Source organism: Streptomyces sp. NPDC057280 (assembly GCF_042668605.1).
Taxonomy (GTDB): domain Bacteria; phylum Actinomycetota; class Actinomycetes; order Streptomycetales; family Streptomycetaceae; genus Streptomyces.
The window spans coordinates 1-16714 of record NZ_JBHUYR010000019.1; the positions used below are offsets into that span (position 1 = coordinate 1).

A 16714-nucleotide genomic window follows, 5' to 3' on the forward strand; every position below is an offset into this window, starting at 1 on the left:
CGGTTCGCTCCGCGAACGCGACGCGCCGCCGCTACGCGGCGGTTCCGGCGCAAAGCGCCGGCGGGCCCGGACTCCGTCCGGGCGGGTGGGGAGTCGCTCCGCGCTCCCCACCCTTGATCTGCACTCCGTGCAGATCAGAGGCCTGATCGCTCCGCGATCTGGCCTGCGGCTCCTACAGGAGGCCGGTGCCGTAGCGGAGCGTAGGCGCCTGCCGAACCTGACGGGCTGTCAGTAACTCCGCTGTGTGTCAGAGTTACTGCCCGGATCGGTTCTGGTCTCAACGCCCACACCCTATCTGCCCAGTGAAGGTGCGTCAAAACCTGTCCCGGATGGAATCTAGGGTGAGGTGGCATCACCTCTCCAATTCCTCAGGCCCGCTTAGGCATTGAACCAGTCCTGCGCGGTACGCAGCCACGTAATCGAGGCAGGCGTGCAGCGCCGTATCGAGTGCAGAGCGGGCCGAGTACTCAGGGTCGGGGCACCAGTCTGAGGCTTCTAGGTTGTCCAGCGATTCCGCGATTACTTCGAGCGAAAAGACTGGGTGGACAACGTACCCGAGAGTTCCTGAGGCATCAACGGCCCAGACGTTCATTCCGTCCAATCGGATGTCCCGGGCGGTGATTTCGTGTCCTTGGGGGCATTCGAATGCCTTGTCAGGGCGTACGCGGAATGTCTCCGTGCCGTTGCATTCGACGCAGGTGATGACGTTCATGATTGCCTCTCGATATGTACTACCCATGTGACTGCCTGAACTCGGCTGGGGATCTCTCCGATTGCCTGTGCGGCGGCTCGGTAGCAGTCGGCAAGCGTGTTGTAGCGGCCCTGTGCGCCTAGGCCTCGGTCGCGTTGGCCGTAGACCTTGCGGACTGCGATGTCGTGGGCGTGGCGGTCGATGACGACGGATTCGGGGTGTTCTGGGTTTTCGATGCAGAGGTAGAACCAGCCGGTTTTGAGTTTCATGGGGAGCACTTCGGCGGGGTCGGTTCCCGCCATGATGCGATTTGCTTTGGTGAGTGCGTCTCGGACGTGTCCGGTTGCGACTCCTTCGGTGAATGCCTTTCGGGCGAGTCGGCAGTTTTCGGCCCACGATGTGTTGGCGGACAATGCGGCCAATACGCCCGCCCCTTTCGTTGCGTCTCCTCCCGAGATTTCTAGGGCGAATTCGTGGGCGACGTCGTACCATTTGCGACCACGGCGCTTTTGGTCGGGCGTGGCTTCTTCCCACTTCTCGATAATGGCGCGGGTGTAGTGGAGGCGCTGTTCTTCGGTGCTCTTTACCGGGATCACTGAATTCCCTTGGGCGTGCTGGATTGCGCGCAGAGAGCGGCGAGGAGCGGGCGCTTGGGGCGGCTCAACTCGCGGCGGGGCGCGGGAAAGGGTGGCCGGGCGGCGGCGCGGAGTGCTCGCCGGGCGGGGGCGGGAGGCCCGGTTCGGGCCTCCCGCTGGTGTGCGCGTGCCTACTTCTTTGCGGTGAGGGAATTCAGTGCTTCCCGCAGGACGATTGCCCGGACGCTGGAGGCGGTGCAGGGCTCCAGGATTGCCCGTGCGTAAGGCATCGTGGCGGCGGGGGAATGGCTGAGGGTCTTGAGGATTTCTCGCGCGTCGTCGACGTGGGTGGGGTGTTGGAATGCGACGCATTCGCAGGTGATGGTGAGGTACGCCGCGAATTCGGCGATGCGCTTTGCGTGTTCGGCGACGGGGATGCATCCGGGGTGCCGGGTGATGGGGCGCGGCGTGGGGTCGCCGTTGCGGCCTCGGAGGTGGGACCAGAAGCGTCGGCCTTCCCACCCGCACAACTGGCACTCCATCATCCAGGGCTGGTCAGCGCCGGGGTAGCCCTGGAGGGGCTTCCAGGCGAGCTCTGTGAGCCGGGCCATGGCTTCGGCGGCCCGCACCACGTTGGGGAGCGTGGGGCGCAGGGAGGGGATGAGGTAGGTGTAGCTGCGGTGCGCGACGTCCACGGCGCGGGGCGTGTGGGGGCGTACGGCCGTGAGGGGGACGGTGGGTCGCTTGCCCTGGTCGACGGCGGCGACGAGGAGTTCGGCGGCGCCTTCCCGGCTGGTGCTGCGGCCGGTCAGCTTGTGGCCGGGCATGGTCGGGAACCAACTGCCGTGACGGCGGTGAACGGTTCCGGCGGGGTAGCCGTCGACTGCAACGGGGTAGATCCCGGAGTCTTCACGCGTGCCGATGACGTAACGGGCGTGCTGTTCCATTGTGTTCCTTTTCGCTTCGGTGCTTGGTTCGCTTTGTCGGTTGGGTGCCACTCCCTTCCGACAAGAGAAACAATACCGAATCGACGCCCCGAATTCAAAGGAATAGGGGCCGAAAAGGCCGATTGAGTGGATCTTTTTTATTTCATTTTCTGGGGCGGAAATGCTTTACCGGGCCCTATTTCGCGGGGTAGTCGGGGCGGGGTGCGGTACCGGCCGTTTTCCCGGCGGAGCCGGGACGCCCGGAGCTGCGGAGCAGCATCGGCAAGGGCGACGGAGTCGCCCGCAGCACGCGCCGGGGTGCCGGAGGCGCCCCGCAGGACCGCGGAGCGGGCCGTGCCGCGCGTGGCGGCGGCCGGTGGCGCACCCCGCCCCGCCCACCCCGCGAAATAAGGGACCTTGCTGCGCCCTGTGGCGCCTGCTGCGCCCTCGCTGCTCCCCCGGGCCCGAGACGGCGTCAGAGAGCCGCAGCGCGGCGCCCGTGGGCCGTGCTGCGGCGGGCTATGCTGGTGCTAGTTCCTCTTCGGAGGTTCGCTTCGGCCGGTACCCCGTGCCACCCGCTTCGGCGGACTGAGGGGTGCCGGCCTTTTGTGCAGGGTCGCCCTGGCACGAGCAACGGTGGGCATCAGCGGACGGGTATGGGTGGTAGAACCACCTCGGCTCCGCTGGAACCAGACCCCTGCACCTGCCACTGACCGTTGCCGATGGGCACAGAGCGCTCCCTCATCTGCTGGGCAACATCAGCGGGCCAAACCGTCCTCTCAGACCAAACCAGCTCCACGTAGATCGCGCCGGACAAGATCGCGCCGGACAAGTTCGCGCGGGACACGTTCGCGCGGAACAGGCGCGCGTCGGACACGTTCGCGTCGGACAGAGTCGCGCCGGACAGATCCGTGTCGGACAGGTTCGCGTCAGACAGGGTCGCGCGGGACAGGGTCGCGCCGGACAGGTCCGCACCGGACAGGTTCGCGCGGGACAAGTACGCGCCGTACAGGTACGCGCGGGACAAGTTCGCGCGGAACAGGTTCGCGTCGGACAGAGTCGCGCCGTACAGGTCCGCACCGGACAGGATCGCGCCGGACAGGTCCGCGCGGTACAGGATCGCGTCGGACAGGCGCGCGCCGGACAGGTCCGCGCGGGACAGGATCGCGTCGGACAGGATCGCGCCGGACAGGTCCGCGTCGGACAGAGTCGCGCCGGACAAGTCCGCGTCAGACAGGTCCGCGCGGGACAGGTTCGCGCGGGACAAGTTCGCGTCAGACAGGTTCGCGCGGGACAGGTTCGCGCCGGACAGGCGCGCGTCGGACAGGCGCGCGTCGGACAGGCGCGCGTCGGACAGGTTCGCGTCGGACAGGCGCGCGCCGGACAGGTTCGCGCCGGACAGGTCCGCACCGGACAGGTCCGCCTGGGACAGGTTCGCGTCGGACAGGCGCGCGCCGGACAGGTTCGCGCCGGACAGGTCCGCACCGGACAGGTCCTGCCGTCGCGAAGTGCGCTGGCCTTCGGCAGGCGCGGCAAGTAGGGCGGCTTGCGGCACCGCGGTGTGGGGGAATTTGTCTGGGGATTCGGCGATAGCCCTCGCCGTGCCCTCAATTCCTTCAGGTGAGGCGTCGGGGCAGGCGAGATAGAGCAGTCCGCGTAGGCGGGCTGCGTGTGCCCTGCGTTCGGCGTCCGTCACCACGCCTCCAGGGTAGGCCGGGGGTTCACTGCGGGCTCCGGTGTCGCATGACGCAGATGGGGCAGCGGAAATTGGTCTGTTGGGTGACCGCGAGCAGGAAGGCGATGGCCTCGTGCTCAGCGCGGCGCACGATGCTTGTCCGATCTGGCCGGTGCGGGATGGCGGCGCCCATGATGACCTCGGTCAGCTGAGTGAAGTGTTTCTCTGCGGTCTTCCAGTCCGGCTCGGGTGGCGGGCACTCGGACTCCGGCTCCGTGCTCTGGTGGCTGGCACCGAAAGCCTGGATGGCTGCCTTGACGTCGGCGCTGCCTTGCTCGAATGCCTCATGCAACGTGATCACGGGCCGCTCCCGGATGATCCGGGCGGGCTGCCGGGCTGTTCGGCGAGGCGGCGCAGCTCGTCCAGGACGTCGCCGAGCTGGCGGGCGTGGTGGGTTTGGATCTGTTCGGTGATGACGTAGCCGGCGGCTGCGCCGATGACGGCCGGGACCACGGCCCAGCCGGCGAGGGACAGGGGCCAGGCGCACCACGGGCAGGGGACGGTGTCGTCGGCGGGCGAGGTGATGGCGGTCATGACCTCATAGGCCAGCGTCCAGCCGTTCGCGAAGCCGTTGACGACGTAGAGCAGTACGCAGAGGCCGATGACGGTGGCACCGCGGCTGAGGAGCCAGAACCCGAAGCGCGGCAGGGCGTGGCGGTCGGCCCATCGCGCCCGCGCCTGTTGCCACCGGCTCGGGGGCGGGGGCCCTGTCGGCGGCGGAGGCGAAGGTGGTGCAGACACACGATCACGGTAGGGGACATGCCGCGCGTCTGGCAGGCGAACGGCAGCCTCCGTAACGGCACTTGGCGTGACGTCTCTGTGGAACGCCGGGACTCGGTGTACGTGCCGACGACTACCGCGCATGAAGCTGTTGGCCGGTACCCCGTGCCACCCGCTTCGGCGGACTGAGGGGTGCCGGCCTTTTGCGTGCGCTGCGCCCGCTCGCCGGGCAACCACGCGCGTTGGCAGCGTGCGACCTGATCGGCGTCACCCCAGGGAGGCGGAGTCCTCACAGACCGCATCGCGCTGGACCAGCCTGCGGTGATAGCCGAGAAGGATGACGTCCGTGTACATGTTGTCCTCGCCCATGCCGAAGGCGGCGATGTCCTGGCTCATCAGAGCCTTGTAGAAGGTGTTGCTCGGGGTGTTGTCAGTGGCCATGTCCGCGAAGTACTCGTTGTTCTTGTATCCGTAGAACATGAACTCCTCGATGAGGCGGGAGTAGATGCCGGCGTCGGTCAGGCGGTCCCGCAGGGTGCGGCCGTCGCTGCCGATCGAAGTCAGCTTGTTCATCTGGAACATGTCGGCCGCGTGTGCCTTGGCGACGGTGGAGGCCCGGTCGACGATCGTCAATGCGGGGACGCCGTTGACCGCGCGTTCCTTGTTGATCTCGCACACGATCCAGTCGACATCCGGGAAGTCAGAAGACTTCTTCACGGCGGTGGTCGACGTCTGGGTGGCAGATGCGACGGGTGCGGCCCCCGCCGGCACCGGGACCGCCATCAGCACGGCGCACGCCAGCAAGGTGACGATGCCACGGCACACACCATGCTTGGGAGCAGGAGACAGGGAAAGGATCATGCCTGCTCAACGCACATCGATCCGGCCGGTTGCGGGGCGTAGCCCATCAGGGCTGCCGCCGTCCGCACGGACTACTGCTCGTCAAGGTTCGATGGCACACGCTCAACGTCCGACGAGGAGACCCGGCTCTTGGGGTGGTGCACGGGGCCCGGCACGTAGAATCAAATGTGTGTTCGATGATTTGCCTGATGACCTGCCGCGGCTCCAGACGCTACGTGTCTGGCACGCCCATTGGTTGCGCCGGATAGACGCCAAGATCCAGGCGACGGAGCAGCGGGCGCGCGAGGTAGAACAGGGTCGTCGTGCGCGGCCTGCGCCGCCGGAGTGGGTCGTCGAACTCGGCATCGGTGACGGGCGCCCGCCCGTCCAGGTCCATGCGGGCGACTGCTACGCCGTGGGCAAGCGCCGGCGCCCGGTCGGCCGCGACGAAGCACGCCGTCTGCTGGCCGAGGGACTGCCCGGCTGCACGCACTGCCAGCCCGACACGCGCCTGGGCATCCTCGGCTTATCCCCGCGTCCGGCCCCACGTCTGACCACAGTGCACTGACCACCCTCTCGAGCCACAGGACCGCCGCCGATGACCACTCCCACTTCCCCGCCCCCGATCAGCGAGCCCGACCCGTCCGCGCTGGTCTGCTCCGGTAGCGACGTCGGATCGTGCGCCGGCTGCCAGCGCAAGACCCACCGATTCGGCAACGGCGGCTTCCCCCTGTGTCAGTGGTGCGCCGAGCCGGTCATGGCGGCGTGGAGCTCCAACGTGCGCCACACCAACACCCGGAAGTAACAGCGCGGACTGCGGCGGGCGGTGCGCCGCCCTCCTGTGCGAGGCGCCCCACCGCCGGGTGATCTTGGGGTTCAGGCCGTGACGGGCCGGGTGATCACGGCAGTTGCCTGATCATGAACCGATTGATGACCTTGGCCGCGGTTGCGGCCGTCCTCGCGGGCCTCGCCGTCGCTCCGCAGGCCGCCGCTGCCGCGCCCCCGCAGAAGACGCCAGCCGCCGCATCGTGCACCACCCAGTGGGAGGTCACGGGCAAGCGGGTCGCCGTACGACGCCCGGCAAGTGGGTCGGTCGCGTCGCCAAACTCCCCCGTGGATCACTACCTCCACAAGGGCGACCGGGTCACCTCCTGCGTGGCCGCCATCGCCCGGACCGAGAGCGGCCCGGCGTATCACAAATGCGGCCGGGACGGTCACCTCTGGCAGGTCGTCCGAGGCGGTCAAGTCCCGCAGACCTGCCTGAAGAAGGTCCGCTAGGCCTCTCCCCAGATACCGGGCGGGGCTGACCAGCAAAGGACGCCAAGTCTCGGGCAGGGGTACTGCGAACCGCCGCCCGGCTGTGGACCGTCCTGTCTCTCGTGAGACTCTCCCCGCCCGGACGCCGGGCTGAGCGGCGCGGCCTGCGCCTGTGGCACGTATGGATCGTCCTGCCCCTGACCTTCGCCGCCGCGCTCGCCATCGCCGGCGGCGTGTTCCTCGCCGGGTGGGACCTGCTGAACGTGCGCGGGCTCAAGCCCGAGCACCGCATCGACTCCACGACCCTCTTCGACCTGGTCAAGCTCTCCTTCGGCGTGGTCGCCGGGGCGGGCGCCTTGGTCGCCTTGGTCGTCGCCTACCGGCGCCAGCGGGTCGACGAGGACGGCGCGCTGCGCGATGCCACCCGCCTGCACACCGAACGCTTCACCACGGCCGTCTCCCAGCTCGGCGAGGAATCCGCCGCAGTCCGCCTCGGTGGCGTGCACGCCCTGGCCGGACTCGCCGACGACGCCCCCACCCGCGAACTGCGCCAAACCTGCATCGACGTACTGTGCGCCTACCTGCGCCTGCCATACACCGCCGAATCTGCGGTGCCTGCCGACGACACAGATGCCCGGCATGCCTACATGGCCTTACGGGAAGTCCGGCACACGATCATTCGACTCATCACCGACCATCTGCGCCTGCTGCCGCGGGACCCACGCTCCTGGCGGGGGTACAACTTCGACTTCACCGGCGTCGTCTTCGACGGCGGAGACTTCACCAGCGTGGAGTTCTCCTACGGCGGCACGGTCCGCTTCAGCGGGGCGCAGTTTTCCAGCGGCACGGTCCTCTTCAACGGAGTGGCGTTCTCCGGCGGCTGGGTCTACTTCAACGGAGCGGAGTTCTCCGGCGGCACGGTCGACTTCCGCTGGGCGGAGTTCTCCGGCGGCACGGTCGACTTCGGCCGGGCGGAGTTCACCGGCGGCACGGCCGACTTCAGCCAGACGAGGTTCTCCGGCGGCACGGTCAACTTCCGCAGCGCGGAGTTCACCGGCGGCACGGCCGACTTCAGCCAGACGAGGTTCTCCGGCGGCACGGTCAACTTCCGCAGCGCGGAGTTCACCGGCGGCACGGTCAACTTCAGCCAGACGAGGTTCTCCAGCGGCATGGTCGACTTCCGCTGGGCGGAGTTCTCCGGCGGCACGGTCAACTTCCGCAGCGCGGAATTCTCCGGCGCCACGGCCGACTTCAGCAACGCGAAATTCACCGGCGGCACGGCCAACTTCAGCAACGCGGAATTCACCGGCGGCACGGTCGACCTCAGCTGGGCAGAGTTCTCCGGCGGCACGGCCAACTTCAGCGAGGCGTCGTTCTTCAGCGACACGGTCGACTTCAGCGAGGCGCAATTCTCCGGCGGCACGGTCGACTTCGACTGGGCGACTGGCGTACCGCCAGCGGGTCTGGTTCCTCCGAGCGCGGCATCTCTGCCAGCAGGGCTGAGATTGTCGGCGGCCTGGTCCTGACTCACAGGGTGACGACCGACGGGCTGGCGACTTTTCAGGCGAGGGGCCCGAGGGCGACGTCCGCGCCGCACTCAGAGCAGGCCTGGGCGCCGGGCCGCCGCAGCTCATCGAGGGCAGCGAACACGTCCAGCTCCTCCCCGGCGGCCGGGGCTTCCGGGCAGTCCCACACGTGGACGACGACCGAGGCGGGCCGCCCGCCGGCCGCCGCCTGGTGCTGAAGCTTCCACGCCCGCCGGTCCGACGCCTGAGCAGTCGGCGCCTGCGGGCGCAGCGCACGGGTGGGGACCAGATCGTAGGAGACGCCCGGGACGGGCTGGGCCTGATCAGCAGTCAGCCAGACGCGATACTCCCGCGGCTCCACACTCTCCGACTCCGGCACGTCCGCCCACAGCGCGATGCCCACCCAGTACATCCACCCGCCCACGGGGAACTCCTGGCGCGCATGCAGCCGGGCCCGGACCTCCTGGCCGTCCGGCAGGAGCACCCGCACCTGCGGCAGATCAGCGGCGCTCATATCCGCCCCCGACGCGGTGACCGTGACGGCGACTGCAACGGAGGCAGTCCCTCGGCACACGACCAGTCCCGTCCTGCGTCGCGTGCCCTGCTGCCGTTCCCCATGACCGGTCAGCCTACGTAGGGTCAGCACATGGCGACGACTGAGGCTGTGCTGACCGCGCTGGCGGAGCTCCGGCAGGATCTCGACACCGGGGCGTGGGTGCCGGACGGGACCGAGCGGGCGCTGGCGACGGTGACCCGGGCTGATGGCAGCGTGAGCGCTGAGGCGATCCGGGCCGGGCTGCGGGCCGTCGGCCCCGACGGAGCCGCAGGGCGTCTCGCCCCGGTTCTGGCCCACTGGGGCGCCATCCTCGCTGGCCTGAGCGGCACCAGTTCGGCAGTCCGGCAAACGGTCGCCGTGGCCCTCGATGACGTCCTGGACGAGGTCGTCCTCGCCGGTCTGTGACCCGGTCTTCAGGGTCGCCCATCTGCCTGTCGTAACTGACCATCCGCTACCTCATCCCCTTGGAGAGCAGCGTGGAACTGAGCGCCACCGGCGAACCCGTCGCCGTACAGGAAGACACCCAGGTCCACGTCGGTCTCCACCTCCGACCGGGCAGCCTCACCCTCATCCGCGACGGAGAGAGCTTCGAGGCGTACCACGCCGAAGTGCAGTTCGCCGGCGTCAACGACAACCCGTGGACGGCGCAGCAGGTGAAGTTCTCAGCGAAGGGGCCGGACGGCACGGCCGTGGCGTTGACCGTGGATCTCCTGAACGACTCCTGGAACGGCCCCCGGCCTGGTGTACCCGATGCGGTCTGGAAGGTGGTGGCTCTGGCCGCAACGTCCGCCGGGGACGTCGGCATCACCTATACGGCTCCTGGCCCTGCCTGATGCAGGAGCGCGCTGTCGAGAATCGCGCACATCGACGCTAGCTGGCTCTCTACAGCGGCGACGGGATCGTTGGCGACGATCTTCGGCACGCCGAGCACGCAGCCTGTAATGGCGAGAACGGCAGCCTTGTGTGCGGGAGCGAGCCAATCGACGTACGGCAGGCTGAGCGCGATGTCGAGCCGGTTCCTGAGTACTTCCGGTACGCCGGCCTCCCCCCAGCGGTCGGGCTCGTCGCGGTCTGCGGGGTCCAGGCTGCTGGTGGCCTCCTGGACGGCATCGGCCAGATCTCCCGCGATCCAGTTCCCGGTTGCCGGGCCGGGCAGGGAGCGAAGCCAGTTCGCCGCCCGCAGGCCGGCGGCGGCGGTCGCTTCAAGAGCCGCGGCCTCTCCGGGGAAAGGCTCACGGGGCGGCTGGTCGGGTTGCGGGGGCGGGACGGGGCGGGACAGCTGGTAGTAGGTCATGCCTGGCAGAACGACCCACTGCGACCAGCGGCACGTCCCCGCCCGCGTGACCTCATCCCGTGCCGGTGTCCGGCACGGCCCACTCGCCGCTCGTGGTGGACACCTCGAAGGCCAGGCGCCACGGCTTATGCCCTTCGGCTTCGCAGTCGGCCCACAGCCGCAGGGGACGCTGGTAGCGGTAGTCGGCTTCCCACCGCAATTCGCCCTCCGCACCGTCATACCAGCGTGGACGCATGCTGGGTTGGACAGCGACCTTCCGCTCGTCGTGAGCCTCCAGGCTGAAGGGGCCAGCGGTGCGTTCTGCTGAGTCGGCCTGGTCGACCCCGTAGCGGAACCGCAGGGGCCCCCAGATCACTGCTTCTCGCGCCGCGCGCTGTTCGTCGGTATCCGATCCCAGCACCGGGTCCTCGGAGCGGTCACGGTCGTCGCGGATGCTCAAGGTGATGTGCAGACGTCCCAGCTCCCCGGGCCCGTCGAATCGCAGGATCAGTACCTGGTTGGAGCCGGAGAGGTCGACACGTACGCGGAGGCGAGGGGTGAGTTCGCGGTGCCAGCGGTCCCGCTCGATCTGGGCAACCGATTCGGCGGTCTGAGCCGCCAGTTCCGCCGTCCGGTTCGCTGTCTGCGCGTTGCGGTCTGACGACTCGGCAGCCTCCTTGGCTGTCTTCGCGGCATCCCTGGCACTGTATGCAGCCCAGCCGGTGAAGAACGCGGCAGCAGCCGCGATGCTGCCCTCAACAAGGTCCATGCGCGGCATTCAACCCGCACCTGCGGACATACCGCGCTGTTTTGGATCAACTCCTAGCGTGGGGGTAGCGCGATCCACGCCCTGTGCGGCCGTCCGGGGGGCCTGTGCCGAGGATGCTTGGTGAGAGTGGAAGACGTTGACCATGCCCTCACCCACGCCCGCCTGGTCGCTGCCCGAACCGATGCGGGCCGTACCGGTCAACGACCCGGCCCTGCCTGCCGGGTGCGCAGCGCAGCTCAAGTGGGACGGCTATCGCGCCCTGGCAGGACGGTGGGCCGACGGCCATATCGCCGTACGCAGCCGTAACGGACGGGACCTGGCCGCCCCGTTCCCGGAGATCGCGCACGCGGTGGAGCAGCTGCCCGCCGACACAGCCGTCGACTGCGAGCTGGTGGTGTGGGAAGCGGGACGGCTCGCGTTCGAGCGCCTCCAGCAGCGCATGCACCGCCGCGGCGCGGGTGCAGCCCGGGCGGCGGCGGACTGGCCGGCGCATCTGGTGTTCTCTGTCAAGTTCAGCGTGTTGAAGTCGAGGCGGTCCTGGCCCGGGCGGTGGACAGTAGTTGAAGGGTTGGCAGGCCGCCCGTCGAATACGGCGGCCTGCCAACCCTTGGCGAACTCGGCGGGAGCTGACAGCGGTTGTGGTCAAAGGTCGATGTCGGCCAGCCACTGGCTGGTGGTCCGGGGGGTGACTCCCAGCAGCTTCTGGGCGGAGGTCTCCGTGGCGATCGAGCGGCCGGGCATGGCGCTCATTGCCTGGTAGGCGCCTGCGATGTCAGCGGCGGCGCTCGCCCCGATCAGGGGAGTCATTGCGGTGCGGAATTCCTCGGGGGTGATCTGGTCGAAGACCACCCGCCGTCCGAGTCGGGCGCCGAACGCTTCGGCCAGATCCGGTCCGGTGATGGCCGGGTACTGACCGACAGAGACTACGCCGGTGACGTCCGTGCGGTCGAGCAGGGCGACGGCGGCGTCGGCGATGTCCAGGTGGGAGGCCCACGAGACGGGGAAGTCGGCCCGGATCGGGTAGGGCAGTACGCCGCGTTCGCGGACGGAGCCGATGACGTGCGGCATGAGCAGGTTCTCGAGGTAGAGCTCGGGCGCGATGACCGCGTGGGACACGCCGCCGTCGGACAGGCCGGCGGCCAGGGTCGCGGCGGCGCCGCCGATGGCGGGATCGATGGGGAAGCCGCTGGTGGAGAACACGACGCGGTCCGGCCGGGCCTCGCGAACGGCGGTGAGGACGTTGTGCGCGTAGGTCTGGCGGTCCTCCTCCGGGGCCACCGGCAAGTGGATGAAGACTCCCTCGGCGCCTCGGTAGGCGTCGGTCAGGTCGGCAGCGGAGGAGTATCCGGCGATCAGGACGCGCTGCGCGCCGGGCACGACGGCGTCGGGGTTGCGGGTCAGGGCTGTCACGGTCTTGCCCGCGGCGGCGAGAGCGGCGAATACGGGGGCGCCCTGGGCGCCGGTGGCGCCATGAATTACGTAGGTCATGACGCCATTAGTGCATGTGATGCACCAGTTACATCAACTGCACTAATGGGGTACGGTCGAAATTGTGACTGATCCCTGTCTGCCTGAGTGCGGTGTCGCCCGGTTCCTCACGCTGCTCAACGGCCCGTGGGCCACTTTGATCGTGCGCGAGCTGCTCCACGGCCCGCACCGGTTCAACCAGCTGCGCGAGGCCCTGCCCGGCATCAGTCCGCACACTCTGACAAGTCGACTGCGTCAGTTCGAGCGGCACGGCATCGTCACCCGCACGACCTACGCGGAGATCCCGCCGCGCGTCGAGTACGCGCTGACTCCTCTCGGCGAGGGCTTGCGCGAGGTCCTGGAGGCCATGGGGACGTGGGCCATGGCGGTGCCGGATCCCGAGTCCGGCGTCACCGCCTGACGTACGCCTGGCCCAGCGACCTGGTGACGGTCATGGTCACGCTGAGGATGCGAGCCTTGCCCGCAGGGCGTCATTGTCGTCGTGGTGGACGACCTCTTCGAAGCGCAGCCGCAGCCCGTGCCTGTCCAGCAGCTCGGCCACGATCGCGTCGAGCTGTTCGCGGTGCTCCTTGGTCCGCGCCTGGAGGTACGCCTCGCGGACCTCTTCGGGCTCGTCGGCAAGGACCTGGTCCATGCGCTCGAGGATGTAGCGCTTGAGGTTGATGTGCTCCATGAACACCTCGCCCACCCCGGCCTCGACGAGCTGTCCGAAGAGGTCGTCGAGGAGTTCGGGCTGGGTGGCGAAGTGGGGCAGGAGCGGGCCGACGAAGGCGTAGGTGGCGATACCGGCCTCGTTGAGTTCGGCCAGGGTGCGCAGGCGGCGGGAGGCGAGCGGGGCGCGGACCTCCAGCCAGCGGCTGACCTGGTCGTCGGTGGTGGTCACCGTCATGCCGACCTCGGCGCGCGGCAGACTGGTGAGCAGGTCGATGTCGCGGGTGACGACGGGCGACTTGGTCAGGATGCGCACCAGGCCCGGGTAGCCGACCGCTTGCAGTTCGCGCAGGATGCCGCGGGTGAGCCGGTACTTCGTCTCGTGGCCCTGGTAGGGGTCGGTGACCGAGCTGAGCAGCATCGTGCCTTGCCGCTTGTCCTGCGGCATCTTCGCCAGCTCGGTGCGGGCGAGCTCGACCGCGTTCTTCTTCACGTACAGGTAGTCGCCCCACTCCTTGACGGACCGGCCGAACTGCCGCCCCGCGAAGGAGGCGAAGCAGTAGGCGCAGCCCAGCACGCATCCGGTGTAGGGGTTGATGACGTAGTCGTTCGACGGTGTCTTCGATTTCTGGATCAGAGTCTTTGCCTCGATCTCGACCGGTTCCATGGCCGACTTCCTTCCTGCCGTTCACCGTCCGCTTGGGCGTCCGGGCTCCTCAGCTGTCCATGGGACGGCCGGCGGGACGCCGCCGGACCCACACCCATGGAACAATAATCCCAGGAAGTTGATTCCATGGAACATAAATGGTTGGCTGGGTGACAGCTGATCGAGGCTCGCGGTCACGCTTCCCACGGGTCGGCTCGCCGAGTCGCAGAGCCGCCGTCACCCATCGAGTCCAATCCATCTCAGAGAGTTTCTGCGCGCCCCCGGTATGGGGTGAGGAGTGAGTGTCATGACCGTTCCCGCCTTCAACTCGGTCGCCTGGTTCGAGTTCGGCACCGACCAGCCCGAGAAGGTCAAGGAGTTCTACGGCGAGCTCTTCGACTGGAAGTACGTCCTCAACACCAACACCCCGGGCGTCACCTACCACTCGGTGATGACACCGGGTGCCCAGCAGCCGGCCGGCGGAGTGTGGGATTCGGAAGGCGGCTTCCCCGACTACGCGGTCTTCTACGTCGTCGTCCAGGACGTCGCCGCGACCGTCGCCCAGGCCGAACGACTGGGCGCTGAGGTGCTCATGGCGCCGGTCTCCGACTCCGCGGGCTTCACCTTCGCCCGGCTGCGGGACACGGCGGGCAACCACTTCGGCGTGTTCTCCGCACCCGCCCCCTGACCGGTTCCGCGGGGCCGCGTCCCGCCCCTAATCCGCCTGGAGGTTTCCGATGCCCGGCGCCAGCGCCACCAGCGAACAGATCCCCGTCCGTGTCTACGGCGGACCGACCACCGTGATCGAGTACGGCGGGCTCAGGTTCGTCACCGATCCCACCTTCGACCCGCCCGGGGAGTACCCCATGCCGCTCCCGGGTGACCACAGGTTCGTCAAGACAGCCCCTGCCGCCGTCACGGCCGCCGATCTGGGCCGCGTCGATGCCGTCCTGCTTTCCCACGACGAGCACGACGACAACCTCGACCACGCCGGGCGCACCTACCTGTCCGAGGTTCCCGTCGTGTTCACCACGCTCAGCGGCTCCGGTCGCCTGGGCGGCAACGCCCGCGGGCTGGACGTCTGGCAGACCGCCGAGCTCGGGCGGCCCGATGCCGGCACCGTGACCGTCACCGGCGTGCCCGCCCGGCACGGCCCCGTCGGCTGTGAACCGATCACCGGTGACGTCATCGGCTTCATGCTCACCAGCGACGACCTGCCTCCGGTCTACGTCAGCGGCGACAACGCCGCCCTGGAGCACGTCAAGGAGATCGCCGAACGGTTCGCCCCGGTAGACACCGCGATCCTCTTCCTCGGCGGCGCCCGCATGCCCTTCGCCTTCGACGGCGCCCTGCTCACCCTCGACAGCGCCCAGGGCGCCGCGGCCGCGAAGACGCTCGGCGCCCGCCGGGTCGTCCCCGCCCACTTCGACAGCTGGGCCCACTTCACCGAAGGTCGAAAAGAGATCGAAACCGCGTTCACCGACGCCGGCCTGGCCGGATGCCTGGACTTCGCCCGCTAACAGCCGTCCCCACACAACACTCTGGAGAACACACACCATGACCAGCACGAACATCGACATCGCCCGCACCTACTTCCAGGCCGTGCAGACCGGCGACATGGCCACCCTCGGCGAGCTCCTCGACGAGGCGATCGTCTGGCACCAGCCCGGCGCCAACCAGTTCTCCGGCGAGCACAAGGGCCAGGGCGCCGTCTTCCAGATGCTCGGCGGCATGATGGAGGCCAGCCAGGGCACCTTCGCCATCGACAAGATCCACTCCCTGATGGGCAACGGCGACCTTGTCACCGCCACCATCCACTTCACAGGCCGCCGCGGCGACACGTCCATGGCCATGGACGGCGTGGATCTCTTGCGCCTCCAGAACGGCAAGATCACCGAGATGTGGCTCTTCTCCGGCGACCAGAACGCCGAGGACGCCTTCTGGGGCCGCTGACCCCCACTTCGTCGTGTCCTGCGGCCGGGCCGGCCGCAGGACACGACGAACAGCCCCCACCAGAGCGAGAGGCATCGCATGCGCAAGATGACTGACGAGCAGTGGCGGGCATTCGTCACGCACGGCACCCGCACCGGCAAACTGTCCACCGTCCGGGCCGACGGCAGCCCGCACGTCACACCTGTCTGGTTCCTTCTCGACGGCGACGACATCGTGCTCACCACCGAGAAGGACGGCGTCAAGGGCCGCAACCTCGCCCGCGACGGGCGCTTCGCCCTCTGCATCGACGACGACCACCCCCCATACGCGTTCGTCATCCTCCAAGGACACGCCGAGACCTCCACGCACCCCGACGAGATGCTGCACTGGGGCGGCCTCCTCGGCGCCCGCTACATGGGCGAAGAGCGCACCCAGGAGTACGCCGCCCGCAATGGCGGCCCCGGCAACCTCCTCGTCCGCGCCCACATCGACAAAGTCATCGCTTTCAACGGCATCGCCGACTGAACGCCAATGGGCGGCTGGTGCGGGGCAGACGAGCATGGTCATCTGCCCCGCACCAGCCGCCCACTGCCGTGTCCGAGACGCCCCGGCTCACGAGGCCGACCCGCCGGGCGGCCTCGGCGCCCGCATCGCCGGAACCGGCGTCTGACCCGCGGCCTTCCGTTCCGCGTCCAGAGCACGCCCGGCCGCCCGCAGAGTGCTGAGGACCGCGGTCACCTCGCGTACCGACTCCTCGGCAATCACCGACCCGATCCGCAGTTCCAACTCCTCCTCGAAGACCTTCAGCGCCCCCTCCACCAGCTTTTGCCCCTCAGGGGTGAGCTCGACGATCGAGGAACGGCGGTCGTTCGGATTGGCCCTCCGCCCGCACAGCCCCGCCGCCTCCAGACGGTCGACAACCTTGCTCGTACCGCCCACCGTGATCGAGAACTCCTCCGCGATGTCCTGGATCCGCCGTCCAGGCCGCCTCAACAGCAGGTGCAGCACCTCGAACGAGGTCAGCGCCAGGTCGTACTCCGTCCGCAACCGCTCCTCGATGCCGCCCCACAACTCGATCTCCAGCGAGACCAGCTCCCGGTACAGCAGCTTCAGGTCAGCGTCAGCCATC

25 protein-coding genes are annotated in these 16714 nt (G+C 68.6%); 12 read left to right on the forward strand and 13 right to left on the reverse strand.

The window, feature by feature from the left end:
• Nucleotides 1-352: 352 nt before the first annotated feature.
• From ACFUO4_RS44880 to ACFUO4_RS44910, 7 genes are all read right to left on the reverse strand, one after another.
• Nucleotides 353-712, reverse strand: a complete 360-nt coding sequence (locus tag ACFUO4_RS44880) for a hypothetical protein (RefSeq protein WP_383496870.1) — start codon at nucleotides 710-712, stop codon at nucleotides 353-355.
• Nucleotides 709-1287, reverse strand: a complete 579-nt coding sequence (locus ACFUO4_RS44885; RefSeq protein ID WP_383496873.1) for a hypothetical protein — start codon at nucleotides 1285-1287, stop codon at nucleotides 709-711. The genes ACFUO4_RS44880 and ACFUO4_RS44885 overlap by 4 nt, the downstream gene beginning before the upstream one ends.
• Before the next feature lie 170 nt (nucleotides 1288-1457).
• On the reverse strand, nucleotides 1458-2213 hold the full coding sequence (locus ACFUO4_RS44890) for a hypothetical protein (RefSeq protein WP_383496876.1): 756 nt from the start codon (nucleotides 2211-2213) through the stop codon (nucleotides 1458-1460).
• Between the two features lie 622 nt (nucleotides 2214-2835).
• Nucleotides 2836-3891, reverse strand: coding sequence for a pentapeptide repeat-containing protein (locus ACFUO4_RS44895; protein ID WP_383496879.1), 1056 nt, complete (start codon nucleotides 3889-3891; stop codon nucleotides 2836-2838).
• A 22-nt stretch (nucleotides 3892-3913) separates the two neighbouring features.
• Nucleotides 3914-4228 (reverse strand): hypothetical protein, encoded by a 315-nt coding sequence (locus ACFUO4_RS44900; protein WP_383496881.1) that lies wholly within the window; start codon nucleotides 4226-4228, stop codon nucleotides 3914-3916.
• The gene (locus ACFUO4_RS44905; protein WP_383496884.1) at nucleotides 4225-4668 is read right to left on the reverse strand and encodes a DUF6313 family protein; all 444 of its coding nucleotides are present in this window, start codon (nucleotides 4666-4668) and stop codon (nucleotides 4225-4227) included. Before ACFUO4_RS44905 ends, ACFUO4_RS44900 begins: the two co-directional genes overlap by 4 nt.
• A gap of 246 nt (nucleotides 4669-4914) precedes the next feature.
• Complete coding sequence (locus ACFUO4_RS44910; protein ID WP_383496887.1) at nucleotides 4915-5508, reverse strand: CAP domain-containing protein; 594 nt, start codon at nucleotides 5506-5508, stop codon at nucleotides 4915-4917.
• 169 nt (nucleotides 5509-5677) lie between these two features.
• Here ACFUO4_RS44910 and ACFUO4_RS44915 point away from each other — a divergent pair, with 169 nt between their 5' ends.
• From ACFUO4_RS44915 to ACFUO4_RS44930, 4 genes are all read left to right on the forward strand, one after another.
• Complete coding sequence (locus ACFUO4_RS44915) at nucleotides 5678-6055, forward strand: DUF6233 domain-containing protein (RefSeq protein WP_383496890.1); 378 nt, start codon at nucleotides 5678-5680, stop codon at nucleotides 6053-6055.
• A gap of 30 nt (nucleotides 6056-6085) precedes the next feature.
• The gene (locus tag ACFUO4_RS44920) at nucleotides 6086-6292 is read left to right on the forward strand and encodes a hypothetical protein (RefSeq protein WP_383496893.1); all 207 of its coding nucleotides are present in this window, start codon (nucleotides 6086-6088) and stop codon (nucleotides 6290-6292) included.
• Nucleotides 6293-6417: 125 nt separating this feature from the next.
• The gene (locus ACFUO4_RS44925; protein ID WP_383496896.1) at nucleotides 6418-6765 is read left to right on the forward strand and encodes a hypothetical protein; all 348 of its coding nucleotides are present in this window, start codon (nucleotides 6418-6420) and stop codon (nucleotides 6763-6765) included.
• Between the two features lie 101 nt (nucleotides 6766-6866).
• On the forward strand, nucleotides 6867-8270 hold the full coding sequence (locus ACFUO4_RS44930; RefSeq protein ID WP_383496899.1) for a pentapeptide repeat-containing protein: 1404 nt from the start codon (nucleotides 6867-6869) through the stop codon (nucleotides 8268-8270).
• A gap of 34 nt (nucleotides 8271-8304) precedes the next feature.
• On the opposite strand, the gene ACFUO4_RS44935 is transcribed toward ACFUO4_RS44930, so the two are convergent.
• Nucleotides 8305-8784, reverse strand: a complete 480-nt coding sequence (locus tag ACFUO4_RS44935; protein ID WP_383496902.1) for a DUF6233 domain-containing protein — start codon at nucleotides 8782-8784, stop codon at nucleotides 8305-8307.
• A 132-nt stretch (nucleotides 8785-8916) separates the two neighbouring features.
• Between ACFUO4_RS44935 and ACFUO4_RS44940 the strand changes: the two genes are divergently transcribed.
• Both ACFUO4_RS44940 and ACFUO4_RS44945 read left to right on the forward strand, forming a co-directional pair.
• A complete protein-coding gene (locus tag ACFUO4_RS44940; protein ID WP_383496905.1) occupies nucleotides 8917-9231 on the forward strand; it encodes a hypothetical protein in 315 nt (104 codons plus the stop codon).
• Between the two features lie 71 nt (nucleotides 9232-9302).
• A complete protein-coding gene (locus ACFUO4_RS44945; protein ID WP_383496907.1) occupies nucleotides 9303-9659 on the forward strand; it encodes a hypothetical protein in 357 nt (118 codons plus the stop codon).
• Here the strand turns inward: ACFUO4_RS44945 and ACFUO4_RS44950 are convergent.
• Both ACFUO4_RS44950 and ACFUO4_RS44955 read right to left on the reverse strand, forming a co-directional pair.
• Nucleotides 9635-10120: a hypothetical protein gene (locus tag ACFUO4_RS44950; RefSeq protein ID WP_383496909.1), complete on the reverse strand. Its 486-nt coding sequence runs from the start codon at nucleotides 10118-10120 to the stop codon at nucleotides 9635-9637. The genes ACFUO4_RS44945 and ACFUO4_RS44950 overlap by 25 nt on opposite strands.
• A gap of 52 nt (nucleotides 10121-10172) precedes the next feature.
• Nucleotides 10173-10868: a hypothetical protein gene (locus tag ACFUO4_RS44955; RefSeq protein ID WP_383496912.1), complete on the reverse strand. Its 696-nt coding sequence runs from the start codon at nucleotides 10866-10868 to the stop codon at nucleotides 10173-10175.
• Between the two features lie 181 nt (nucleotides 10869-11049).
• Here ACFUO4_RS44955 and ACFUO4_RS44960 point away from each other — a divergent pair, with 181 nt between their 5' ends.
• A complete protein-coding gene (locus ACFUO4_RS44960; protein WP_383497020.1) occupies nucleotides 11050-11628 on the forward strand; it encodes a hypothetical protein in 579 nt (192 codons plus the stop codon).
• Here the strand turns inward: ACFUO4_RS44960 and ACFUO4_RS44965 are convergent.
• Nucleotides 11511-12356 carry an NAD(P)H-binding protein gene (locus tag ACFUO4_RS44965; protein WP_132835637.1) on the reverse strand — a complete coding sequence of 282 codons (846 nt, stop codon included), beginning with the start codon at nucleotides 12354-12356 and terminating at the stop codon, nucleotides 11511-11513. The two genes, ACFUO4_RS44960 and ACFUO4_RS44965, sit on opposite strands and share 118 nt — an antisense overlap.
• A 64-nt stretch (nucleotides 12357-12420) precedes the next feature.
• On the opposite strand from ACFUO4_RS44965, the gene ACFUO4_RS44970 reads away from it, so the two are divergent.
• Nucleotides 12421-12756, forward strand: a complete 336-nt coding sequence (locus tag ACFUO4_RS44970) for a helix-turn-helix domain-containing protein (protein WP_013002051.1) — start codon at nucleotides 12421-12423, stop codon at nucleotides 12754-12756.
• 36 nt (nucleotides 12757-12792) lie between these two features.
• On the opposite strand, the gene ACFUO4_RS44975 is transcribed toward ACFUO4_RS44970, so the two are convergent.
• Nucleotides 12793-13674 (reverse strand): radical SAM protein, encoded by an 882-nt coding sequence (locus ACFUO4_RS44975; protein ID WP_132835636.1) that lies wholly within the window; start codon nucleotides 13672-13674, stop codon nucleotides 12793-12795.
• A gap of 286 nt (nucleotides 13675-13960) precedes the next feature.
• Here ACFUO4_RS44975 and ACFUO4_RS44980 point away from each other — a divergent pair, with 286 nt between their 5' ends.
• From ACFUO4_RS44980 to ACFUO4_RS44995, 4 genes are all read left to right on the forward strand, one after another.
• The gene (locus ACFUO4_RS44980; RefSeq protein ID WP_132835635.1) at nucleotides 13961-14341 is read left to right on the forward strand and encodes a VOC family protein; all 381 of its coding nucleotides are present in this window, start codon (nucleotides 13961-13963) and stop codon (nucleotides 14339-14341) included.
• A 49-nt stretch (nucleotides 14342-14390) separates the two neighbouring features.
• Complete coding sequence (locus tag ACFUO4_RS44985; protein WP_132835634.1) at nucleotides 14391-15173, forward strand: MBL fold metallo-hydrolase; 783 nt, start codon at nucleotides 14391-14393, stop codon at nucleotides 15171-15173.
• A gap of 37 nt (nucleotides 15174-15210) precedes the next feature.
• Nucleotides 15211-15606 (forward strand): nuclear transport factor 2 family protein, encoded by a 396-nt coding sequence (locus ACFUO4_RS44990; protein ID WP_132835633.1) that lies wholly within the window; start codon nucleotides 15211-15213, stop codon nucleotides 15604-15606.
• A 78-nt stretch (nucleotides 15607-15684) separates the two neighbouring features.
• A complete protein-coding gene (locus ACFUO4_RS44995) occupies nucleotides 15685-16110 on the forward strand; it encodes a PPOX class F420-dependent oxidoreductase (protein ID WP_132835632.1) in 426 nt (141 codons plus the stop codon).
• Nucleotides 16111-16197: 87 nt separating this feature from the next.
• On the opposite strand, the gene ACFUO4_RS45000 is transcribed toward ACFUO4_RS44995, so the two are convergent.
• Nucleotides 16198-16713: a MarR family winged helix-turn-helix transcriptional regulator gene (locus ACFUO4_RS45000; protein ID WP_132835631.1), complete on the reverse strand. Its 516-nt coding sequence runs from the start codon at nucleotides 16711-16713 to the stop codon at nucleotides 16198-16200.
• Between the last annotated feature and the right edge of the window lies 1 nt (nucleotide 16714).